Origin of the sequence: Paraburkholderia susongensis (assembly GCF_900177725.1) — a bacterium.
Classification (GTDB): domain Bacteria; phylum Pseudomonadota; class Gammaproteobacteria; order Burkholderiales; family Burkholderiaceae; genus Paraburkholderia; species Paraburkholderia susongensis.
Genome location: NZ_FXAT01000016.1, coordinates 86,764 through 106,272 on the forward strand (window position 1 = coordinate 86,764; position 19,509 = coordinate 106,272).

Consider the following 19,509-nt stretch of genomic DNA (forward strand, 5'->3'; position numbering starts at 1 on the left):
TTAACTTTTGTTAATCTACCGTTGCCGCAGCGGTGGCATAAGGTCTTTCGGACATTCGAGGGTACCGGTGCGCAACGTCGGCGTCGACCGCTGAAGTGAACATTAACTAAATTTAATGAGGCGCCGAAAAACCGCGTATCCGCTCTCGACGGATAATTGGAGGCCAGATGTCTGTGGCGAACAAGACCGGGCTGTACACGTGCGGCATCGTTGCGCCGGGACCGTGCACGGCGGCCGTCTGGAACCGCGAGTGGTTGGGATGAAGATTCTGTTAGTCGAAGACAATCTGCAGGTCGCCAGCTTTCTGAAAAAAGGGCTTGCCGAGGCGGGTCACGTGGTCGATTTCGCCGACAACGGCCAGGACGGCATGTGCCTCGCCATGAGCGGCGCATACGACTCGATCATTCTGGACCGCATGCTGCCGGGCGGCGTGGACGGACTCAGCATCGTGGCGGCGTTGAGGGCGACAGGGAACAAGGTTCCGGTGTTGATCCTGAGCGCGCTCGACGCCGTGGACGAGCGCATTCGCGGACTGAAGGCCGGTGGCGATGACTATGTGGTCAAGCCCTTTGCTTTCGGAGAGGTGCTGGCGCGGCTCGAGGTGCTCATGCGCCGCACGCAGAGCGACGTGCTCGAGACGACGCTCAAGGTGGGCGATCTGTGCGTCGATCTGCTTTCGCGACGGGTGACGCGTGCGGGCAAGGCGATCAGCCTGAAGCCGCGCGAGTTCAAGCTGCTCGAGTACATGATGCGGCATGCCGATCAGGTCGTGACGCGCACGATGCTGCTGGAGAATATCTGGGAATATCACTTCGACCCGCAGACCAACGTGATTGATGTGCACGTCAGCAAGCTTCGGCAAAAGATCGATGCGGGATTTGAACGCTCGCTCCTGCACACCGTGCGAAACTCCGGGTACATGCTTTCGGCCGACGCATGAATTCGATCCCCCCTCCGAAGCCGCCGACCGATGTGCCCGCCGTCATGAATCTGGAAGACTCGAACGTTCAAACGTTGTGGGATGACGGTGTCCTTGTCCTCTCGCGCGTCAAGACGCGCGGCGCCGCGAAAACGCAGCTCGCCGCGCGGCCGTCGGCCAGTCGGCCATCGGCGGAAGCCCTGTCGTTGCTCGAGAACGCCTATCGACTGCGCGCACGACTCGATAGTCCCCGCTTCACGCAACCGGATGCGCTTCTGCGGGAGAGCCGGGGGCTCACGCTTGTCCTCGACGATCCGGGCGGCAGCGTCCTCTCCACCATGCAGACGCACCTTTTGCCGCTCAGTCAGGTTCTATCGATCGCGGCGAACGTGGCGGCCGCGCTCGACGCATTGCATCGGCGCGGCCTCATCCATAACGACATCCGGCCCGCTCATCTGCTCGTCAACGCAAAGACCGGCGGGGCCGCGCTCACCGGGTTCGGATTGACTTCAACTGCCGCTGCCGAAGACAAGGAAACCGGCCAGCCGGTCCTGTTCACGGACGCGCTGCCCTACATCGCGCCCGAGCGCACCGGCCTCGTGAACCGGAGATCCGATGCGCGATCGGATCTGTACTCGCTCGGCGTCGTCATCTACTGGATGCTCACGGGCAGATTCCCTTATCTGGCTAGCTCGGCGGCTGAATGGCTGCACTCCCATACGGCGAAAAAACTCATCTCGCTGAAGGAATACGCGCCTGAGGTTCCCGATTCTCTTGCCGCCATTGTCGAGCGGCTGCTCGCGAAAGCCGCGGAGGACCGGTACCAGACCGCGCGAGGCGTCGAGCACGACCTGCGGTTGTGCGCCGTGCAATACCGGCGCGGCGCGCGCATCGAACCCTTCGTGCTGGGCTCGGCGGACTCGGACGATCGCCTGCTCATTCCCGACCGTTTGTACGGGCGAGAAGAGGAAGTGCGAGCACTGTCCAATGTCTTCGACCGTGTCGCTTACGACGGCTCACCGGAATTCGTTCTGGTGTCCGGCTACTCGGGGGTCGGGAAATCGTCGCTGGTCGAGGAGTTCCATCAGTCGATGTCCTGTTCGGGCAGCCTGTTTGCGTCAGGAAAGTTCGACCAGTACAAACGGGACATTCCCTATGCAACGATCGCACAGTCGATGGAGATGCTCGTACAGCAGATTCTTGACAAAGACGCATCTGAAATCGGCGCATGGCGGGAGCGTATTCAGGAAGCACTGGGCTCTCAAGGACAACTGATCGTCAATCTGATTCCCGAGCTCGAACGCCTCGTCGGCCCGCAGCCTGCGGTGGCCGAACTTCCGCCGCACGATGCGCAGACACGGTTTGTCGCGGTGCTGACGCGATTCATCGGGGCCTTCGCCTCTCCAGGGCAGCCGCTGGTGCTCTTCCTCGACGATCTCCAGTGGCTGGACTCCGGCACGATCCCGGTACTCGAATCACTGGGTAAGTCGCAAGACATCAGGCACCTGATGCTCATCGGCGCGTTTCGCGACAACGAAGTCGGGACCACGCACCCGTTGACGCGCGTCATCGCGGCAATCCGCGCAGGACGGGTTCGGGTTCATGACCTGTTGCTGGCTCCGCTCGGTGTGGACGACGTGGCACATCTGGTTCGCGATGCGACACACGGCGATATGCGGCACACGGCGCAACTTGCGCAGGTCATGTTCGACAAGACAGGGGGGAATCCGTTTTTCGTCGTCCAGTTCCTTCAGATTCTCGCGGAGGAAGGTTTTCTCACGTTCGACGAGGCGCGTCACGAATGGGCATCCAACGCGGATCAGATTGCGGGAAGAGGCTTTCCCGACAGCATCGTGGATCTGATGGTCGACAAGCTCGGCCGCCTGTCCGATTCGACCCGCCACGCGCTCGTGAATTTCGCGTGCCTTGGCGCCCGCGTTTCAACGGCGGTACTCGCGCGCGTGAGCGGCCAGTCGAGCGAGGCGATTGATGCGGAGCTCGCGGAGGCCGCCGCCCAAGGCATCGTCTATCGGCAGGCCGATGGCTACGCATTCGTTCACGACCGGATCCATGAGGCCGCCTACGCGCTGTTGGCCGAGGCGGATCGCGCGCCCGCGCATCTTCGCATTGGGACGATGCTGGACGATGGGGATGACAATCCAGAAGTCGAACGAAATATATTCGAAATCGTCAATCAGTACGACCGGGCCATCCACGTCATCGACGACATTCGGGTGCGCATGCGAGTGGCCAGCCTCAATTTGCGCGCTGGCCGCCGTGCGAGGGCTTCCGCGGCCTACGGTTCCGCCCTCGCGTATCTGACGGTCGGAAGCGATATTCTCGGCAGCGGGGCATGGCAAACGCACTACGACGAGAAGTTCTCGCTCGAACTGCTTCGAGCTGAATGCGAATTCCTCACGGGAAGTACAACGCTGGCCGATGAGCGCCTGCGCGGTCTCGCCGCCAGGGCGGAGAACGTGCCGCACAAGGCCGCGGTGGCGTTTCTCCGCGTAACGCTGCATACCGCGCTCGATCAGATGCAGGCTGCCGTCGAAATCTGCCTCGACTATCTGCGTCAGGTCGGCATCGACTGGGCTCCGCATCCCGCTCGTGCGGCCGCCCAGGCGGAGTATGCGACGCTGCTCGCCCAGATCGGGCAAAGACCAGTCGCGTCCCTCATCGATCTTCCGCTGCTCGAGAACGAAACGCTGGAGGCAACGCTCAATGTGCTGACCGCGGTCCTGCCTCCCGCCTTCTTCACGGACGAGAACCTGGTGTGCCTGGTTTTGTCCCGCATGGCGAACCTGAGCATTCGACATGGGAATGCCGACGCTTCTTCGTTGGGTTTTGCCTACCTCGGCATGGTGGCGGGTCCGCTTTTTGGCGATTACCGCGCGGGATTCGAGTTCGGCAGGCTGGGACTGGCGCTCGTGGACGAGAAAGGGCTTGGCCGGTTCAGGGCGCGCGTGTACATGTGCTTTGCCTATCACGTGATGCCGTGGACGCAGCCCATGCGCGCGGGACTGCCGCTGTTGCGGCGAGCATTCGAAGCGGCCACGCAGAGCGGAGATCTTACCTATATCGGCTTCAGCAGCTGCTGTCTGGTGACGAGCCTGCTCGCCGCCGGTCATCCGCTTGCCGAGGTCGAGGACGAGGCCGTCGAACGCCTGCGCATCGTTCGCGCCGCGGGATTCGGGCTGATCGTCGACATCATGACCGCCCAGTTGTCGTTGATCCGCGGGCTAAGGGGACTGGCGCCCTGGCTCGGCTCCGCCCATGCGGATTATGCGGACGAGGCCGCTTTGGAGCGCCATCTCGAAGGCAATCCCGCGCTCGCCATCGCGGCGTGCTGGTACTGGATACGCCAGTTGCAGGCGCGCTATCTCGCCGGGGACATCGAGGGCGCGCTCGAGGCGCGCAAGCGGGCGGCGCCATTGCTGTGGACAACGTCGGGCCACTTCGAACTGGCGGAATATCACTTCTTTAGCGCGCTGACGCGCCTGAAATGGCATGACGCCCTCGCGCCCGACGAGCAGGCCGCCAACCAGGCGGCGCTAGCGGAACACGTCGAGAAGCTGTGTGACTGGGCCCGGCACTGCCCCGCGAACTTCGCCTCGCGTGCCGCGCTGGTCGAGGCCGAAATTGCGCGTATAGAGAAGCGCGAGTTTGAAGCGATGCGGCACTACGAGCGGGCGATAGCGGATGCCCACGAGCAGCGTCTGCCGCATGTCGAGGGGCTCGCCAACGAGATTGCCGGTCAGTTCTACAAGGACCGCGGGTTTGCGGCCATCGGCGTAGTCTATCTGCGCAACGCCCGGCTGGCTTATCTGAACTGGGGGGCGACGGCGAAAGTCAGGGCGCTCGATGCGCGCCATCCGGGACTCATGGCGGAAGATGCGGCGGGTCCGTCGAGCGAGCCCGTGGCGAATCAACTGGACGTGGAGACGGTTGTCAAGGCATCCCAGGCAATTTCCAGCGAGCGGGTCCTGGAGCGGTTGATGCATACGCTGATGACCATCGTCCTCGAACACGCGGGCGCCCGGCGTGCGTTGCTGATCTTGCCACATGCGGAGCATCTCTGGATCGAGGCGGAGGCGAATTCGATTCGTGAGGGCAGCATGGTTAGCGTCGGCCGCCGGGCCGCATCGTCGGAAACGGTGCCGCTCGCCTTGCTGCATCACAGCCTTCGCACGCACGAACCGGTGCTGGTGGACGATGCTTCGATGGAGAATCCGTTTGCCACGGATGAGTATTTCGGCGGCACGTGCGCGCGCTCGGTTCTGTCTTTGCCCCTCGTCAAGCAGGCCCGGGTGATAGGCGCGCTGTATCTCGAGAACGAGCTCGCGCCAGGTGTTTTTACACCCTCGCGGATGGCGGTGCTCAGACTGCTCGCATCGCAGGCCGCGATATCGATTGAAAACGCCACGCTGGAGGAGATCGAGGCATTGCTGGAGGAAAAGGATGCCTTGCTGCACGAGGTGCATCATCGGGTCAAAAACAATCTCCAGCTGATCAGCAGCCTGCTCAATCTTCAGGCGGCGCGCGTTGAAGACCGGTCGACCGCGGAGCTCTTTCTGGATAGCAGAAACCGCGTGCGCTCGATGGCGATGGTTCACGAGAATCTGTATCGCGCCGGCAATTTCGCGCGCATCGACATGGCGTCTCATATCCGCAATCTGTGCGCGCATCTCTCCCGTGTTTATGAACTGAGCCAACTGAACGTGTCTCTGGACGTGCTCGTGGACGACGTACAGCTCGACATGAACCGGGCGGTGGCTTGCGGCATGATCGTGAACGAGCTCGTCTCGAACGCGCTCAAACATGCGTTTCCAGAGGGCCGGCGCGGGTGTCTGCGCGTCGGGCTGGTGTCGGACGACGAGCGCAGGTGCAGGCTCAGCGTATCGGACGACGGCATAGGGTTGCCGCCGGATTTTTCCGTCGAGGAGGCCGAGTCGCTCGGCCTGCAACTCGTTTCCGACCTTGCCCGCCAACTCCATGCTTCGGTTCAGCGAGGCGGCGACGCGGGCACGAGCTTTGTCATTCATTTCAAACTCTAGGGATTAGGCGGCCTTCACCATGGCACCGGCGCGCATACTCATTGTGGAAGACGATCGTGTCGTTGCACGCGATATTGCTCAACAGCTGATGCGCTGCGGTCATACGGTCGCGGGCAGCGTCGCGAGCGGCGAGGAGGCGATAGCGGTGGCGGCCCGGGCGCCGCTGGACCTCGTCCTCATGGATGTGCGCCTGGAAGGAGAACTGGACGGTATCGATACTGCGCGGCGGTTACGCGAAACGTACAGCCTGCCCATCGTATTTCTCACCGCCTACGCCGACGAGGAGACGGTCCGGCGCGCGACGGTCACCGAGCCGTTCGGGTATGTCCTGAAGCCTTTCGAAGACCAGCAACTGCGCACGGTCGTGGAGATGGCGCTGTACAAGCATGGCGCCGAGCGCCGCCTGCGCGAGAGCGAGCAGCGCTATGCCGTGACGCTTGCGAGCATTGGCGACGGCGTGATTGCGACGGACTGCGAATCGCGCATTACGCTGATCAACCCCGTGGCGGAGGCGCTGACGGGGTGGTCGCGGGAGGAGGCCGCGGGCCAGCCGCTCGCGAAGATTCTCGTGCTGATCGACGAGGACACGAACACGCCGCTGGGCGACATGGGAACCGCGGTCCTGCGCAACCGGGCGCCGGTTGACCTGCCGGCGAAGACGAGACTGGTTGGCAGACACGGGCGCGAAGTTCCGGTCGAAACCCGGGGGACGCCCATTGTCGACGATGTGGGGCAGGTCGTCGGTGTCGTGCTCGCGATTCGCGACGTGACCGAGACGCGGCGCGCGGCGCAAGCGGAGATCCTGCGCGAAACCAACGAGCGTGTCGGCGCGGCAATGCGGGGATCGAACGTTGGCGTATGGGAACTGGAACTCAGCGGCGAAAATGAACGCGATTGGGTACTTCGCTGCTGGAACGTCCGCGAGTGGCTCGGCTATGGCGAGCATGCCGGTGCTCCCAGCTTCGGCCGATTCATGGAGATCGTTCATCCTGACGACCGGATCCGTTTTGGCGAAACGTTTAGAAGCCAGTGCAGGGGCGGCGGCGCGCTGGAGATCGAGCACCGCCTGCTGCACCGCGACGGGTCGTACCGATGGGTGCTCACGCGCGGCACGCCGCGCGGGCAGTCCGGCGTCGCGTCTGCCCGCCTGAGCGGCACGTTGATCGACATTACCGAGCTCAAGCGTGCGGAGCAGGCGCTGCGCGCCAGCGAGGAGCGCTTTCGAGGCACGTTCGAGAACGCCGCGGTCGGGATCGCACACTGCGGCTCGGATGGGCGATTCCTGCGTGTCAATCAACGCTACTGCGAGATCGTAGGCTATACCCGGGATGCGCTCCTCAAGATGACCTTCAGGGACGTCACGGACGAATCGTATTTGCCTGCCAGCGTTTCGAGGTTCGGACTGTTGTTCGAGAAGAAAATCCCTCACTACGCCGAAGACAAGCTCCTCGTGCGCGGCGATGGAACGCGGGTTTGGGTCAATGTCTGCGTGGCAATGCAATGGGAACCCGGCGAGCGGATCTACCATACGATCGCGGTCCTGCAGGACATTTCGGAGCGTAAAACGCTCGAGGCGACGGTGCGCATCGCGAGAGACGAGGCAGAGGCCGCGAACAAGGCAAAGGATCAATTCCTCGCCAATATCAGCCACGAACTCAGGACACCGCTGAACGGCATCCTCGGCTATGCGCAGATCCTGCGCCGCGACGACGGGCTCAATCCACGCCAGAAGTCGCACGTGTCGGTCATCGAGCAAAGCGGGACACACCTGTTGACGCTGATAAACGATCTGCTGGAGTTCGCGCGCATGGGCGCGGGCCGAATCGAACTGCAACCGGGCGATGTGCTTCTCGCACCATTTCTGGAAATGCTTGCGGAGATGGTTGGTGTGCGCGCAAGAGAAAAGGGTCTGACGCAGACATGCGTGATTGCGTCGTGCATGCCGGGCGTCATTCGGGTCGACGAAAAGCGCTTGCGCCAGGTATTGCTCAACCTGCTTTCGAATGCCGTGAAATTCACGGACGAAGGAGAAGTCACGTTCGCGGTCGGACAGGTTAGCCCCGGCATGCTGCGCTTCGAGGTGCGGGACACAGGCGTGGGCATCACCGCCGATCAGATCGAGCGGGTGTTTCGACCGTTCGAACAGGCAGGCGATACCGAGAGGCGCAGCGCGGGTGTGGGGCTGGGACTTTCGATCAGTCAGCATCTCGTCCGGCTCATGGGCAGTGAGATTCATGTGGAGAGTGAACACGGACGCGGGAGCCGGTTCTGGTTCGATCTCGCGGTGCCGGATCAGGGCGAACGGGCGCAAGCGGCGGATGACGCGGATTGCACGAGACGTGAGGACATAGACAGCGTAGCTGTCGAGCCATCGGCGCCCTTCGATGGGCATTGCCCGGACATGCCGTCCGGCGTAGTGAGCTCATTCGGGGACGGTGAGCGCGCGCTTGACGCCTCGATGCCATTTTCATCTGCTCCGGGCGACCCTGGCACGCCCGCGCTGCTTGCCGTTCCTTCGCAAGAGAACATGGAGATTCTGCACCGTCTCGCGTTGCGAGGGCAGATGCGCGACGTCATCCGGCATGCCGATTCCGTGCTGGAAAGCGACGAACGTTACCAGGCATTCGTGCGGCGGGTGCGCCGGCTCGCGGAGAACTTCGAGTCGAGGGAGCTGCTCGTATTCATCGAGCGGCATATGAACGGAAGAGAGCCGGCATGACAGAAGAACTCGATAGCGTTGCGCCGCTCGTTCTGGTTGTCGACGATACGGCGTCGAATCTGGGTCTCGTGGTCGACTTTCTCGAAGGCAACGGCCTGCGCGTCTCGATTGCCCGCGACGGTGAAGAAGCACTGAGGCGGGCGGATCTCGTGCACCCGGACCTGATTCTGCTCGACGTGATGATGCCCGGTCTGGATGGATTCGAAGTGTGCCGCAGACTGAAGGCCAATCCGCAAACCCACGCGGTTCCCGTCATCTTCATGACCTCGCTTTCGCAGACGGCGGAAAAGACGGCCGGCTTCCACGTCGGGGCAGTCGACTACGTGACCAAGCCGCTGCGGATGGAGGAACTGCTCGCGCGTGTAAAAACGCATCTCAAGCTGGGGCGGCTGCAGAAAGCCCTGAAAGAGCAGAACGCACGCCTTCAGGACGAGGTGCGCAGCCGCGAAGCCGCGCAGGACGCGCTGATCGAAATGATCAATAGCGTGCGTAACACATCGAATGCAATCGCTCACGATCTTCGAACGCCGTTGACCGAACTCCGTTTCAGGATGGAGACGATGATCCTCGATCTCAAGACGAAGGTCGATGCCGAAACGCTGGAGCGGCTGGAGGGTGCGTTGAGCGACATCGACCGTGTCATCTGCATCTTCAATGCGCTTTTGCGCCTCGCGGAAATCGATGCGGGAGTGCGCAGGTCGGGGTTTCTGCAAAGTGATGTCGCTCATATCGTTGCGGAAGCGGTGGAGTTCTATCAGCCGCTCGCGGAACTGCGCGGCCTCACGCTGTCGCTGAGCTGCCCGGATAGCCTGCCGGCGTTGGTCGACCCGCTGTTGCTCGCCCAGGCGATCGGCAATCTCATCGATAACGCGCTGAAGTTTGCGAGCACAGACGTACATGTCGCGCTGAGCGGCGCGGACGGCTCGATCGAAGTCGAGGTGGCCGACAACGGTCCCGGTGTGCCGGATTCGGAGAAAGGCAGGGTGACCGAGCGGTTCTATCGCGGCGACGCGAGTCGGGGAACGCCAGGCGTTGGCCTGGGGCTGGCGCTCGTCAAAGGGGTTGCGACATTGCATCGCGGCACGCTTCGGCTCGAGGACAACGATCCGGGATTGATCGTGAGATTGGCGCTATCAGGCTGATCCGGATGGGGCGGGCGGAGCGCTGCTGAATTGAGCGGTGAGCCGATGGCCCGCAGACGCATTCGCCCTCAGGGCGTGACACGGCTCGTGCGGATGGTTTGCGTGCGCCTACGGGGCGACCTCGCCAGCGACGACCTGGTCGGCGTAGCACCAGATCCAGCGCTCCCCTGGCTCGATCGAGCGCACGAGCGGATGATCGGTCTCGTGATAGTGTCTGCTCGCATGCCGGTTCGGCGAAGAGTCACAGCATCCCACATATCCGCACGTCAGACACAGGCGTAGATGAACCCAGTGCTGCCCGGACTTGACGCAGTCTTCGCAGTAATCCTTATCAGTCTGGACGATCCGGGCTTCACTGAGATGGGAACATGTCGTGCTCAACTTGAACTCCCTGAACTATTGAAATCATTGAGGGCATTGCCTGCCATGCCGCCGCGATGGCGAGGCTCGTGCACGATAGGGGCACGCTGCAGGCTTAATCGTGTTGAAAACGTCTTCCGGGATGGCCGCCAGGCGAAAGGCTCGCGACGGCGGGCCAGCCGGTCCGCGGGCGCCCGGCGGTCACGGTGGCAGGGCTTTCCCTGCTGTCGTTATCAGCGGCAGTCACGGGAGTCGCGCTGACGCGCGTGCTCGCGGTATCCGTTTCGTTCAGTCTGCGACGGAGCGCGTCAAGACGCCGGATATCGGGAGCTTGCGAATTCATATCGAGGAGGCCGTCGAATTGCGCAACGAGCGCCGTGGCCTCACCTGCGTCGTCTCTTTCGATGAAGTGCGTGGCGAGGTCGAGCGCGGCGCGCAATTTCCAGGTCACTGCGCCGTGTTCGTTCGCGAGCGTCATGGCGGCGTTCAAAAGGTGCGTTGCCTGAGCCTCGCAATGTGCGCGTGCCTCATGCGCCGCGCCGTCCAGCGCATGCGCGTGCTGGAGTTCCACCCAGCCTCTGGCTCGCAGGAGCTCGGGCAGGAAGCAATGCTCGCCATGGGTTTCGCCATGGCGGATCGCGTCGTCGAGCTTCGCGCTGGCTTCCGTGAAACGACGGGCTCTTGCAAGCGCCTCGGCCCACGAGACGACGAACGGCGCAGTCATGCGCCGGAAGCCGCGCGCAACGAGGCGCTGCAGGGCAGGCTCGAGCCGCGCGAGCACCGACGCTTCGCCGCCGGACTGAAGATCGATCTGGACGGACAGACATTCCGCATAGTCTTCCCAGATGGCGAAGCGATGGGTCGCCACCTGCGAGCGCAACAGCGCGAGATAGCGCGATGCGGCCTGCAAGTCGCCGCACTGAAGCGCAATCGGCACCGCCACGGTGGCAAGCAGGTGACTTAGCGAAGGTTCCAGCATGTCCCGGCGCACGGGGTCGAGCGAGATTTGCATCAGTTGCATGGCCAGCGCCGGCTTTCCGTGAAGCCACGCAATGCGTGCCAGCGTGCCATTGCAGAGCACAAGAGGATCAACGCCCATCGTGCCGCAAGACGAGTCGCCGCTGCCTGATTTGCCAAGCTCGGTCACGGCGAACTCAAGACGTTCGCGGGCCTGTTCGTGCTCGCCGAAGCCATGTAGCGAGATGGCCAGCATCGCGCCCGCCAGCAGTTGCTGCCAGCGCGATTCGCTATGCTCCGCCGCCTGCTGGATGCGTGTGGCGTAGCGGATCGACGCGTGAATGTCCGCGCTTGTCAGCGAGGTGTGCCAGAGACCACACAGGGCGCGCGTAACGAACGCGTCGTCGCGCGCTGCCTGCGCGAGCCGCAACACGCGTTGCCACAGCGACATCGCCGTTTCGACGTTGCCGCCCACGCACGTGAGCGTGGAGGCGTAGGCGGCGCACAGCCGCATTTCGCAGAAGACATCGACCCAGCCGGCGGGCAGGGTGTCGAGCACGTCCAGCGCGTGCCGTGCACGCTCGCAGCATTCGTGCACGAGCGATGCATCGAGCAGTGTGCCGACCAGCGCCCCCGCGAGCGCGACCCCCTGGGCGGGGTCGCCGTTTTCAGAGAACGCCCAATCGTATGCGTTGCGTGCGTCGTCGAGAGAAAGGCGCGAGTTGAGATCCGCGCCGGCCCGGCGTCCTTCCGCGCGGATGAGGCCATGTTCCTCAATGCGTTTTTTCATGTAGCCCACGTGCCGGGCTGCGATGACATGCACCTCCCCTTCATCGCGAAGTTTCTCCATCGCATAAGCGCGCGTGCTCTTGGTCAACCGATAAGTTGCGATCGGACCATGAAATTCCACGTTCAGAAGTGACTTCGTCGTGAGCTCGCCGAGGCTCGACACGACCACCGCGATCGACATGCCGGGCTCGGTTGCGACGGCACAGACCGCATCGAACGTGAACGTGCCCGTAAAGCACCCGAGGCGCCGGAAGAGAATGCGCGAAGGTGCGTCGAGCAGCGCGTAGCTCCACTCGAACGTCGCGCGCAAGGTTTGATGCCGCGGCAACGCCGAACGTAATCCACCGGTGAGAAGGTCGAGCTGGTGATCGAGCCGGGAAGCCACGCCTTCGACGCCGAGCGTGGCCACCCGCGCCGCGGCAAGTTCGATGGCGAGCGGCAGGCCATCGAGGCGCCGGCAGATGTCGGCGGCGAGGGCGATGCTTTTTTCGTCGGCGACGCAGTCGGTGGCGAGCGACCGGGCCCGGCACAGGAACAGTTCGATTGCCGAATAGCCGAGCATCGCGTCGGCTGCGAGCCCGTTCTCGGGCACGCGAAGCGGTTCGAGGCGCAACACGGACTCAGCCCGGATATGCAGTGCTTCGCGGCTGGTCACGAGCACGCGCACCAACGAGTTGCGCGCGACCAGCGCCTCCACGAGCTGGGCCACGACGTCGATCACATGCTCGGCGTTGTCGAGCACGAGGAGGCACTCCAATGCGGCGAGGGCATCATACAGCGCGTCCGGGCAGCGCTGCGCGTCCTCCACGGGAAGCTTGAGCGCGTCGGCAAGGATAGTGAGGACTGCCTCGTTTGAGGAAACTCTGGCAAGCTCGACAAAGCATACCGATCGACCGTGGCGGCACCGCATTCCGTTCGCAACGTGGAGGGCGAGCGCGGTTTTGCCGATGCCGCCCGCGCCAACGACCGTCGTGACCGGTCCCTGATCGAGCTGATCGATGACCTGTTCGATTTCGGCGTCGCGTCCGATCAGTGGCGAGACGAGTGGCGGCAGCGACGCGCTCTGAGGCGCGGGCGCGGCCTGCGGACGAGCCTCGGCCGCCTGGGTGCCCCTGCCAACCAGCAGATAGCCCCGGCCCGGCACGGTCTTTATCAGATCGCGGTCCACGCCGAACAGTTTGCGCAACGCCGCAATATGCACCTGAAGCCGATTTTCCTCGACAATCAGGCCCGGCCAGACCGCATCCATGATGTCGTCTTTCGACAGAATGGCGCCATTAGCACGATAGAGCACTTCGAGGATATCGAAAGCGCGCGCGCCGATTCGCAGCGAAATGCCATTTTGCTGAACGCTTCGCTGATCGAAGCTGACCAGCAACGATCCTATCTGAATCATGGTCGTCTCCATCTGGCGAGATTCTGATTTTCTCGACGACGCGTAACTGATCAAGCGTTGGCGATGAAACGGCGTGAGGCCATCATTTCTGAACCGGTTTGGCGTCCCGGGCTTGCCGAGCTTGCCGGGACACGAGCGAGCGGCGCGCAGAACCGGGCAATACGGCGATTTCGAGTAATTTGCAGTGTAAACAAAGTTGAGTGGGACGTCTTGAACAAAAATGCGCAACACAGGGCCAGACAGGTGATTTTCAAACCCGCGCGGCGATGGCGCCCGTTGCGCCTGTTAAGCCGGATGTATAAATGTCACGTTGAAACGCGGCGTTCGTTATGTGCGGCGCGACTTGAATTCTCGCTAATCATTCAAAAAAGCTTCACTTGCACGAACGATCGAGCCAGCGCGTGCGAGGAAATAGTGCGAGGCAGATTTGTACGGCAAATCGATGTTGCCGGCGCTCGCAAAGGAACCCGGATCGTAAGTCAAGGCGGCGATGGCAGTGGAGCGTCTTCTACATATGCAGGCTGCCTGTCATTTCAGGACGTTAAGAACGATTAAGTCGCGTTTCAATTCGCGCGGCGGATCACGCGCGTATGATCGCGAGGAGTACGCTCTCAGCCGGGATCAGGCATAGACAAGCTTTTGTCGAAGCTGATCGCTTCGACGCGACGCACAAGGAATATCCGATGGCCAGGTTGGAAGTGACAGTCCCACAGCTATCCGAATCGGTCACCGAAGCGACGCTACTTGCCTGGAAGAAGAAGGCAGGTGATGCGGTCGCGCAAGACGAGATTCTGATCGAGCTGGAGACGGACAAGGTCGTGCTCGAAGTTCCGGCGCCCGGCGCCGGTGTTCTGGCCGGGGTTCTGCACGATCAGGGCGACACCGTACATGCCGGCGATGTCATCGCGGTGATCGATACCGAGGGCGCCGTTGCTGCGAGGGCGCCGGTCCAGCCGGCTGCCGTGCCCGCTGCGACCCGGGCGGAAGGTCCAGCAGCGCCGGCACCTGCGGACGCGGCATACTTCGACGTGGTCGTCATCGGCTCCGGTCCCGGCGGCTATATCGCCGCGATACGCGCGGCACAGCTTGGCAGGTCCGTAGCCTGTGTCGAGGAGTGGAAGAATTCCGCCGGCAAGCCGAAGCTCGGCGGCACCTGCCTCAACGTCGGCTGCATTCCGTCGAAGGCGTTGCTGGCTTCGTCGGAGGAATACGAGAATGTGCTGCGTCACCTGGGCGATCATGGCATTGCCGTTGGAAACGTCACGCTCGATGCGGGCAAAATGGTCGCGCGCAAGGAAACCATCGTCGAGAAGATAACTGGCGGCGTCGAGTTTCTCTTTCGCAAGAACAGGATTACGTGGCTCAAAGGGCACGGCAAGCTCGTGGGCAAGGCGGGCGAATCGATACGCGTCGAAGTTGCCGGCGACGGCGAGACGGCGACCTATACGGCCAAGGACGTGATCATTGCGACGGGCTCCAACGCCCGTCATCTGCCCGGCGTTGCCGTGGATAACCGCATTGTCTGTGATAACGAAGGGGCGCTCGCCTTCGACTCCGTACCTGCCCGGCTGGCCGTGATTGGCGCCGGCGTCATCGGGCTCGAGTTGGGGTCCGTCTGGCGGCGGCTCGGCGCCGATGTCACCTTGCTGGAGATGTTGCCGGACTTCCTGCCAACGGCGGACGAGGCAATAGCGAAAGAGGCTGCGAAGCAGTTCTCGAAGCAAGGCCTGAAGATCGTGCCTGGTGTATCGATCTCAGAAGTCAAGGCGAGCGGCAACGGCGTGTCGATCTCCTATACGGAGAGGGACGGCGCGCAACAGGTGCTCGATGCGGACCGCCTGATCGTGTCGATCGGACGCGTGCCGAACACGCGCGATCTTGGGCTCGAGTCGGTCGGGTTATCGATCGATCAAAGAGGTTTTATTCCCGTTGACGAGCATTGCGCAACAAACGTGCCGCACATCTATGCGATCGGCGACGTCGTGCGTGGCCCGATGCTCGCGCACAAGGCCGAGGATGAAGGCGTGCTGGTGGCGGAGGTCATCGACGGACAGAAGCCGCATATCGACTATAACTGCATCCCGTGGGTTATCTATACGGAGCCCGAAATTGCGTGGGTGGGGAAGACCGGACAGCAATTGAAGGCGGAAGGCCGTAACGTGGTGAGCGGGCAGTTTCCGATGACGGCCAATGGCCGCGCCCTTGGGATCGGCAGGACCGAAGGTTTCGTCAAGGTGATTGCGGACGCGGACACCGATGAGATATTGGGAGTCCATATCATCTCAGCAAACGCCTCCGATCTGATCGCGGAAGCCGTGGTGGCGCTCGAATTCAGGGCGTCGTCGGAAGACATAGGCATGATCTGCCATGCTCATCCGTCGCTTTCCGAAGTGATGCGGGAGGCGGCGCTGGCCGTTCGAAAACGTGCGCTCAATATCTAGCGTCTGCTTACATATGGAACACACGTGCGTTGCCGCGAGAAGGGCCGCCCGCAAGGACTGTGACGCCGCGAATACTCAACGTACTCGCAAGGAGCATGACGTAGCGGGCGGCATGGTCACCGCAAGTTCGCCGCGCCGGCGACGAGCTCGATGAACGCACTGATGCGCCTCGATCCGCGCTGGTTGGGCAAATAAAGCGCGGTCACCGCGGACCGGGCGTTGTTCGGATTGACCTCATAGCCTTCGAAAAGCCTGGTCAGGCGTCCACTTTGCACATCGGAAGCCACGAGCCAGTTCGGGAGCAACGCGACACCGGCGCCGTTCAGCGCCGCTTCGCGGAGAATGTCCGAATTGTTTGTCTTCAGTCTTCCCGTCACCACAACCTCGGACTGCACACCATCCTTGCAGAACATCCAAACCTGCCGGCCGGCTCCATAAGAAAAGCGCAGACTCTGGTGCGCAGTCAATTCCTCGGGCGCTACCGGCGTGCCGAATTCGCTCAGATAAACGTGACTGGCCACGACATACCGTTTGAAGTTGCCGATGTGCCGGCTGATCATGCTGGCATCCGGCGGCGGCGTGCCGAGGCGGATTGCGAGGTCGATTCGCTCGGAGACCAGATCGGAAACCGTGTCGGTCAGCGTGATGTCCAGATCGAGTTTGGGGTAGCGTGAAAGGAACGCGCCGAGGTGCGGGCTGATGCATTGACGGGCAAACTCCACAGGGACGGATACCCGCAGCGGACCGGAGGGTTCATCGCCGCGGTCGGTGACGGCAGCGTCGGCTTCGGCGATGTCTTCGAGAATGCGCTTTGCGCGCAGGTAGTAAGTCTTGCCCGCATCGGACAGGGTGACGAGGCGCGTCGTTCGATTGAGCAACGCGGTGCCGAGCGCTTCTTCTAGCGCGTCGACGGAGCGCGTGACAGACGAGGTTGCGAGTTCGAGCTTTCGCGCCGCGCTCGAAAAGCCGCCACTTTCTGTTACTTCGACGAACGCGCGTAGCGCCTGAAGTTTGTCCATCGCTTTGTCTCCGGTGCAACGAACCGTTGCATGCTGTTCCTATTCTAGCTTTCGACAAGCGGATCTATCTTGTGTGTAGACACCTTTGAAGGAGAATCGGAATGGAACCGCTTGAAATTCGTATCACGCACGATTTCATCTGCCCGTGGTGCTGGATCGGCGAGACGAAGCTCGAGGAAGCCATAGCGGCGGAAGGCGCAAGCGAGAACGTCAAGTACGTGTTCGTGCCGTATGAGCTGAATCCGGACATGCCGCAAGAGGGGCGAGACCGGAAAGCGTATCGCACGGCCAAATTCGGCAGTTGGGCCCGCTCGCAGGCCATGGACGCTCACGTGGCGGACGAAGGCCGATTGCATGGATTATCGTTCGATTACGAAAAGGTGAAACGCACGCCGAACACGATGGCCGCACATCGGCTCGTGTGGTTTGCCCAGCACGAAGGGCGTGACGCGCGCGCATTGGTCCATGCGATTTTTCGCGCGTACTTCACCGAGGGGCGCGATATCGGCGATAGGGGAGTATTGACGGACATTGCCGCTTCTGTGGGGCTCGACAGGGCGCGTGTGAACGAACTGTTTGCTTCGCAAGACGGATATGCGCAGGTGCGCAAGCTCGAAGCCGCTTCTGCTCTCGCGTCGATCCACGCCGTTCCGTACGTCAAGCTCGGGAGCGAAGTCGTGAGCGGTGCCCAGCCCGTCCCGGTGTTTCGTCGTGCGTTGCGTGTCGCGATGAATGGAGACGCCGAGCCACGCATAGCTGCCTCGTAATGCATCACGCAGAGTGCGCGGGTTTCGCCGCGTGCTCTAACCATCGTTCGCGCGCGTCCGGCCCTTCGGAGGCTTCCAGCACGCAGGCAAGAATCGAGTGGTTCGCATTGGCCGGCCAGGTGCCGCGCCGGTAAGGGCGGTAGACAGCATCGCCACGTTCGACCGGCCTGCCAGTCACGGTGCAGACCGTCTTGTGCCGTGAATAGGTGCGCTTCCAGATCTGATCGGTGTAAAGGCCGCACGTAGCGTCATACCAATAGATCGAGATGGTTGTACTCGAAAGGCGTTCGAGTATCCGGATGTAGCCGGAGAACGGCACATGGGATGCCGGTCGCGACGTTCTCGAGCGCGTACCCCCGAGTTTCGCATTGCGCTCCACGCTTGCCTGTTCTACGGCTTCAGCATTCGTGAACGAACTCGACGCGTGCTGAAGCGAGATGATGGTTTGCTTCCACGGTTCGTCGTTTGCATCGGGGTCCATTGGGCAGCTCCATATCGTACGCACGCGATCGGCTCCAGGCTCGGCCGGCCGGGCACGTTGCCCTTTCGGGCGCCGCGTTGAGGTCGGACAGGCAGCTCCATTGTGGATCGTGGCCGCTAAAAGGTCCTGAGCCCGACGATAAAAACTCCTGAAACGTTCAAGGCGTAGCAGGCGCGACCGTGCGCAGAGCGATGCCTGGGGTGCAAGCCCCGCAGGCAGAAGCGGGGCGGACGGCCGCTTGCGCGCCGCCGCCCTTGAGCGCGTGGTCAGTCCTGAAGCGGGACAAAGGCCGGATAGTCGACATAACCCTCGGCGCCGCCGCCAAAGAACGTGCCCGGGTCGGCTTCGTTGAGGGGGAGGGCGTCGCGCAACCGCGTGGGCAGGTCCGGGTTCGCGATGAACGGACGGCCGAACGCGATGAGATCCGCGCGGCCGCTCTCGATCGCATGAGTCGCTGATTCCAGCGTATACCCGCCCGCAAGCATCAATACGCCCTTGAATTGCCGCCGCATGAGCTTGATGATGGCGTCCCAGCGAGGATCATGCTTTTCGTCCTTCACCGTGCCGACGATAGCGGGCTCGACGAGGTGCAGGTAGGCCAGATTCCAGTCGTTCAGGCGCTCGGCGATATGGCCGAAGGTGGCTTCAGGCGTGTCGTCGCCCATGCCCATGAAACGGCCCATGGGCGTGAGCCGCACGCCGACGTTCACCGCGCCCACCTCGTCGCTGACCGCCGCCACGACTTCGAAGAGCAGACGCGTGCGGTTTTCGATGCTGCCGCCATACGCATCGGTGCGGCGATTGCTATTGCTGTTAATGAACTGGTCGATCAGATAGCCGTTGCCGGCGTGAATCTCGACACCGTCCATACCGGATTCCATCGCATTGCGCGCGGCAATGCGAAAGTCCTGCACGATCTGCGCGATACCTTCGAGCGTCAATTCCCGGGGCACCGGCACGTCGGCCCAGGCACCGTTGCCGTTGTCGTCGACAATGAAGGTCTTGCCCGGCACAGGCATCGCCGTCGGTGCGACGGGCAGGCCGCCGCCGGGCTGGAAGACCGGATGCGAGACGCGTCCGACGTGCCAGAGCTGCAGGAAGATCTTTCCGCCTTCGGCATGAACGGCCTCGCTCACACTGCGCCATCCTTCGATCTGTGCGGGGCTGTGGATGCCGGGAGTCCAGGCGTAGCCTTGCCCCTGTTGCGATATTTGCGTGGCCTCGGTGACGATCAGCGCCGCGCCGGTGCGCTGCCGGTAGTACTCGACGTTCATCGGGGTCGGCACGTTGCCCGGCTGACCGGCGCGCGAGCGCGTGAGCGGCGCCATGGCGACGCGATGCGAGAGTGAATGGCGGCCGAGACGAATCGGTTGAAAGAGAGCGTCAGACATGGAGATCTCCGTGGATGTAGGGGAGCGGGATGTCTGCAACGTTATCGATGATCGGCGCCGCGGAGAATCCA

General features: G+C 62.6%; 11 protein-coding genes. 6 read left to right on the forward strand and 5 right to left on the reverse strand.

What is annotated here, in order from left to right; all coding sequences use genetic code 11:
• The first annotated feature begins 259 nt into the window (after positions 1–259).
• Genes B9Z01_RS30790 through B9Z01_RS30805 form a run of 4 tightly spaced genes read left to right on the forward strand, consistent with a single transcriptional unit; the run spans position 260 to position 9,837 of the window.
• Positions 260–940: a response regulator transcription factor gene (locus tag B9Z01_RS30790; protein ID WP_085489324.1), complete on the forward strand. Its 681-nt coding sequence runs from the start codon at positions 260–262 to the stop codon at positions 938–940.
• A 44-nt stretch (positions 941–984) separates the two neighbouring features.
• Positions 985–5,976 (forward strand): AAA family ATPase, encoded by a 4,992-nt coding sequence (locus B9Z01_RS30795; RefSeq protein ID WP_085489385.1) that lies wholly within the window; start codon positions 985–987, stop codon positions 5,974–5,976.
• 19 nt (positions 5,977–5,995) lie between these two features.
• Positions 5,996–8,695, forward strand: a complete 2,700-nt coding sequence (locus B9Z01_RS30800) for a PAS domain S-box protein (protein WP_085489325.1) — start codon at positions 5,996–5,998, stop codon at positions 8,693–8,695.
• Entirely contained in the window at positions 8,692–9,837 is a 1,146-nt protein-coding gene (locus B9Z01_RS30805; protein WP_085489326.1) for a hybrid sensor histidine kinase/response regulator, read from the forward strand. Before B9Z01_RS30800 ends, B9Z01_RS30805 begins: the two co-directional genes overlap by 4 nt.
• A gap of 108 nt (positions 9,838–9,945) precedes the next feature.
• Here the strand turns inward: B9Z01_RS30805 and B9Z01_RS30810 are convergent, their stop codons facing one another.
• A complete protein-coding gene (locus B9Z01_RS30810; protein ID WP_085489327.1) occupies positions 9,946–10,218 on the reverse strand; it encodes a UBP-type zinc finger domain-containing protein in 273 nt (90 codons plus the stop codon).
• Positions 10,219–10,312: 94 nt separating this feature from the next.
• Positions 10,313–13,567 carry a winged helix-turn-helix domain-containing protein gene (locus B9Z01_RS30815; protein WP_338047431.1) on the reverse strand — a complete coding sequence of 1,085 codons (3,255 nt, stop codon included), beginning with the start codon at positions 13,565–13,567 and terminating at the stop codon, positions 10,313–10,315.
• A gap of 455 nt (positions 13,568–14,022) precedes the next feature.
• On the opposite strand from B9Z01_RS30815, the gene lpdA reads away from it, so the two are divergent.
• Entirely contained in the window at positions 14,023–15,780 is a 1,758-nt protein-coding gene (gene lpdA, locus B9Z01_RS30820; protein ID WP_085489329.1) for a dihydrolipoyl dehydrogenase, read from the forward strand.
• 116 nt (positions 15,781–15,896) lie between these two features.
• On the opposite strand, the gene B9Z01_RS30825 is transcribed toward lpdA, so the two are convergent.
• Positions 15,897–16,799, reverse strand: a complete 903-nt coding sequence (locus B9Z01_RS30825; RefSeq protein WP_085489330.1) for a LysR family transcriptional regulator — start codon at positions 16,797–16,799, stop codon at positions 15,897–15,899.
• A gap of 101 nt (positions 16,800–16,900) precedes the next feature.
• Here B9Z01_RS30825 and B9Z01_RS30830 point away from each other — a divergent pair, with 101 nt between their 5' ends.
• Positions 16,901–17,566: a DsbA family oxidoreductase gene (locus B9Z01_RS30830; protein ID WP_085489331.1), complete on the forward strand. Its 666-nt coding sequence runs from the start codon at positions 16,901–16,903 to the stop codon at positions 17,564–17,566.
• Between the two features lie 4 nt (positions 17,567–17,570).
• Here B9Z01_RS30830 and B9Z01_RS30835 read toward each other — a convergent pair whose 3' ends face one another.
• Both B9Z01_RS30835 and B9Z01_RS30840 read right to left on the reverse strand, forming a co-directional pair.
• The gene (locus B9Z01_RS30835; RefSeq protein WP_085489332.1) at positions 17,571–18,047 is read right to left on the reverse strand and encodes a DUF3331 domain-containing protein; all 477 of its coding nucleotides are present in this window, start codon (positions 18,045–18,047) and stop codon (positions 17,571–17,573) included.
• Between the two features lie 266 nt (positions 18,048–18,313).
• On the reverse strand, positions 18,314–19,438 hold the full coding sequence (locus B9Z01_RS30840; RefSeq protein WP_085489333.1) for an alkene reductase: 1,125 nt from the start codon (positions 19,436–19,438) through the stop codon (positions 18,314–18,316).
• Positions 19,439–19,509: the final 71 nt, after the last annotated feature.

Excerpts from the sequence above, each read along its gene's own strand:
- lpdA (WP_085489329.1), top strand. The coding sequence starts at position 14,023 with ATGGCCAGGTTGGAAGTGACAGTCCCACAGCTATCCGAATCGGTCACC.
- B9Z01_RS30825 (WP_085489330.1), bottom strand. The coding sequence starts at position 16,799 with ATGGACAAACTTCAGGCGCTACGCGCGTTCGTCGAAGTAACAGAAAGT.
- B9Z01_RS30795 (WP_085489385.1), top strand. The coding sequence starts at position 985 with ATGAATCTGGAAGACTCGAACGTTCAAACGTTGTGGGATGACGGTGTC.
- B9Z01_RS30800 (WP_085489325.1), top strand. The coding sequence starts at position 5,996 with ATGGCACCGGCGCGCATACTCATTGTGGAAGACGATCGTGTCGTTGCA.
- B9Z01_RS30830 (WP_085489331.1), top strand. The coding sequence starts at position 16,901 with ATGGAACCGCTTGAAATTCGTATCACGCACGATTTCATCTGCCCGTGG.
- B9Z01_RS30805 (WP_085489326.1), top strand. The coding sequence starts at position 8,692 with ATGACAGAAGAACTCGATAGCGTTGCGCCGCTCGTTCTGGTTGTCGAC.
- B9Z01_RS30790 (WP_085489324.1), top strand. The coding sequence starts at position 260 with ATGAAGATTCTGTTAGTCGAAGACAATCTGCAGGTCGCCAGCTTTCTG.
- B9Z01_RS30840 (WP_085489333.1), bottom strand. The coding sequence starts at position 19,438 with ATGTCTGACGCTCTCTTTCAACCGATTCGTCTCGGCCGCCATTCACTC.
- B9Z01_RS30835 (WP_085489332.1), bottom strand. The coding sequence starts at position 18,047 with ATGGACCCCGATGCAAACGACGAACCGTGGAAGCAAACCATCATCTCG.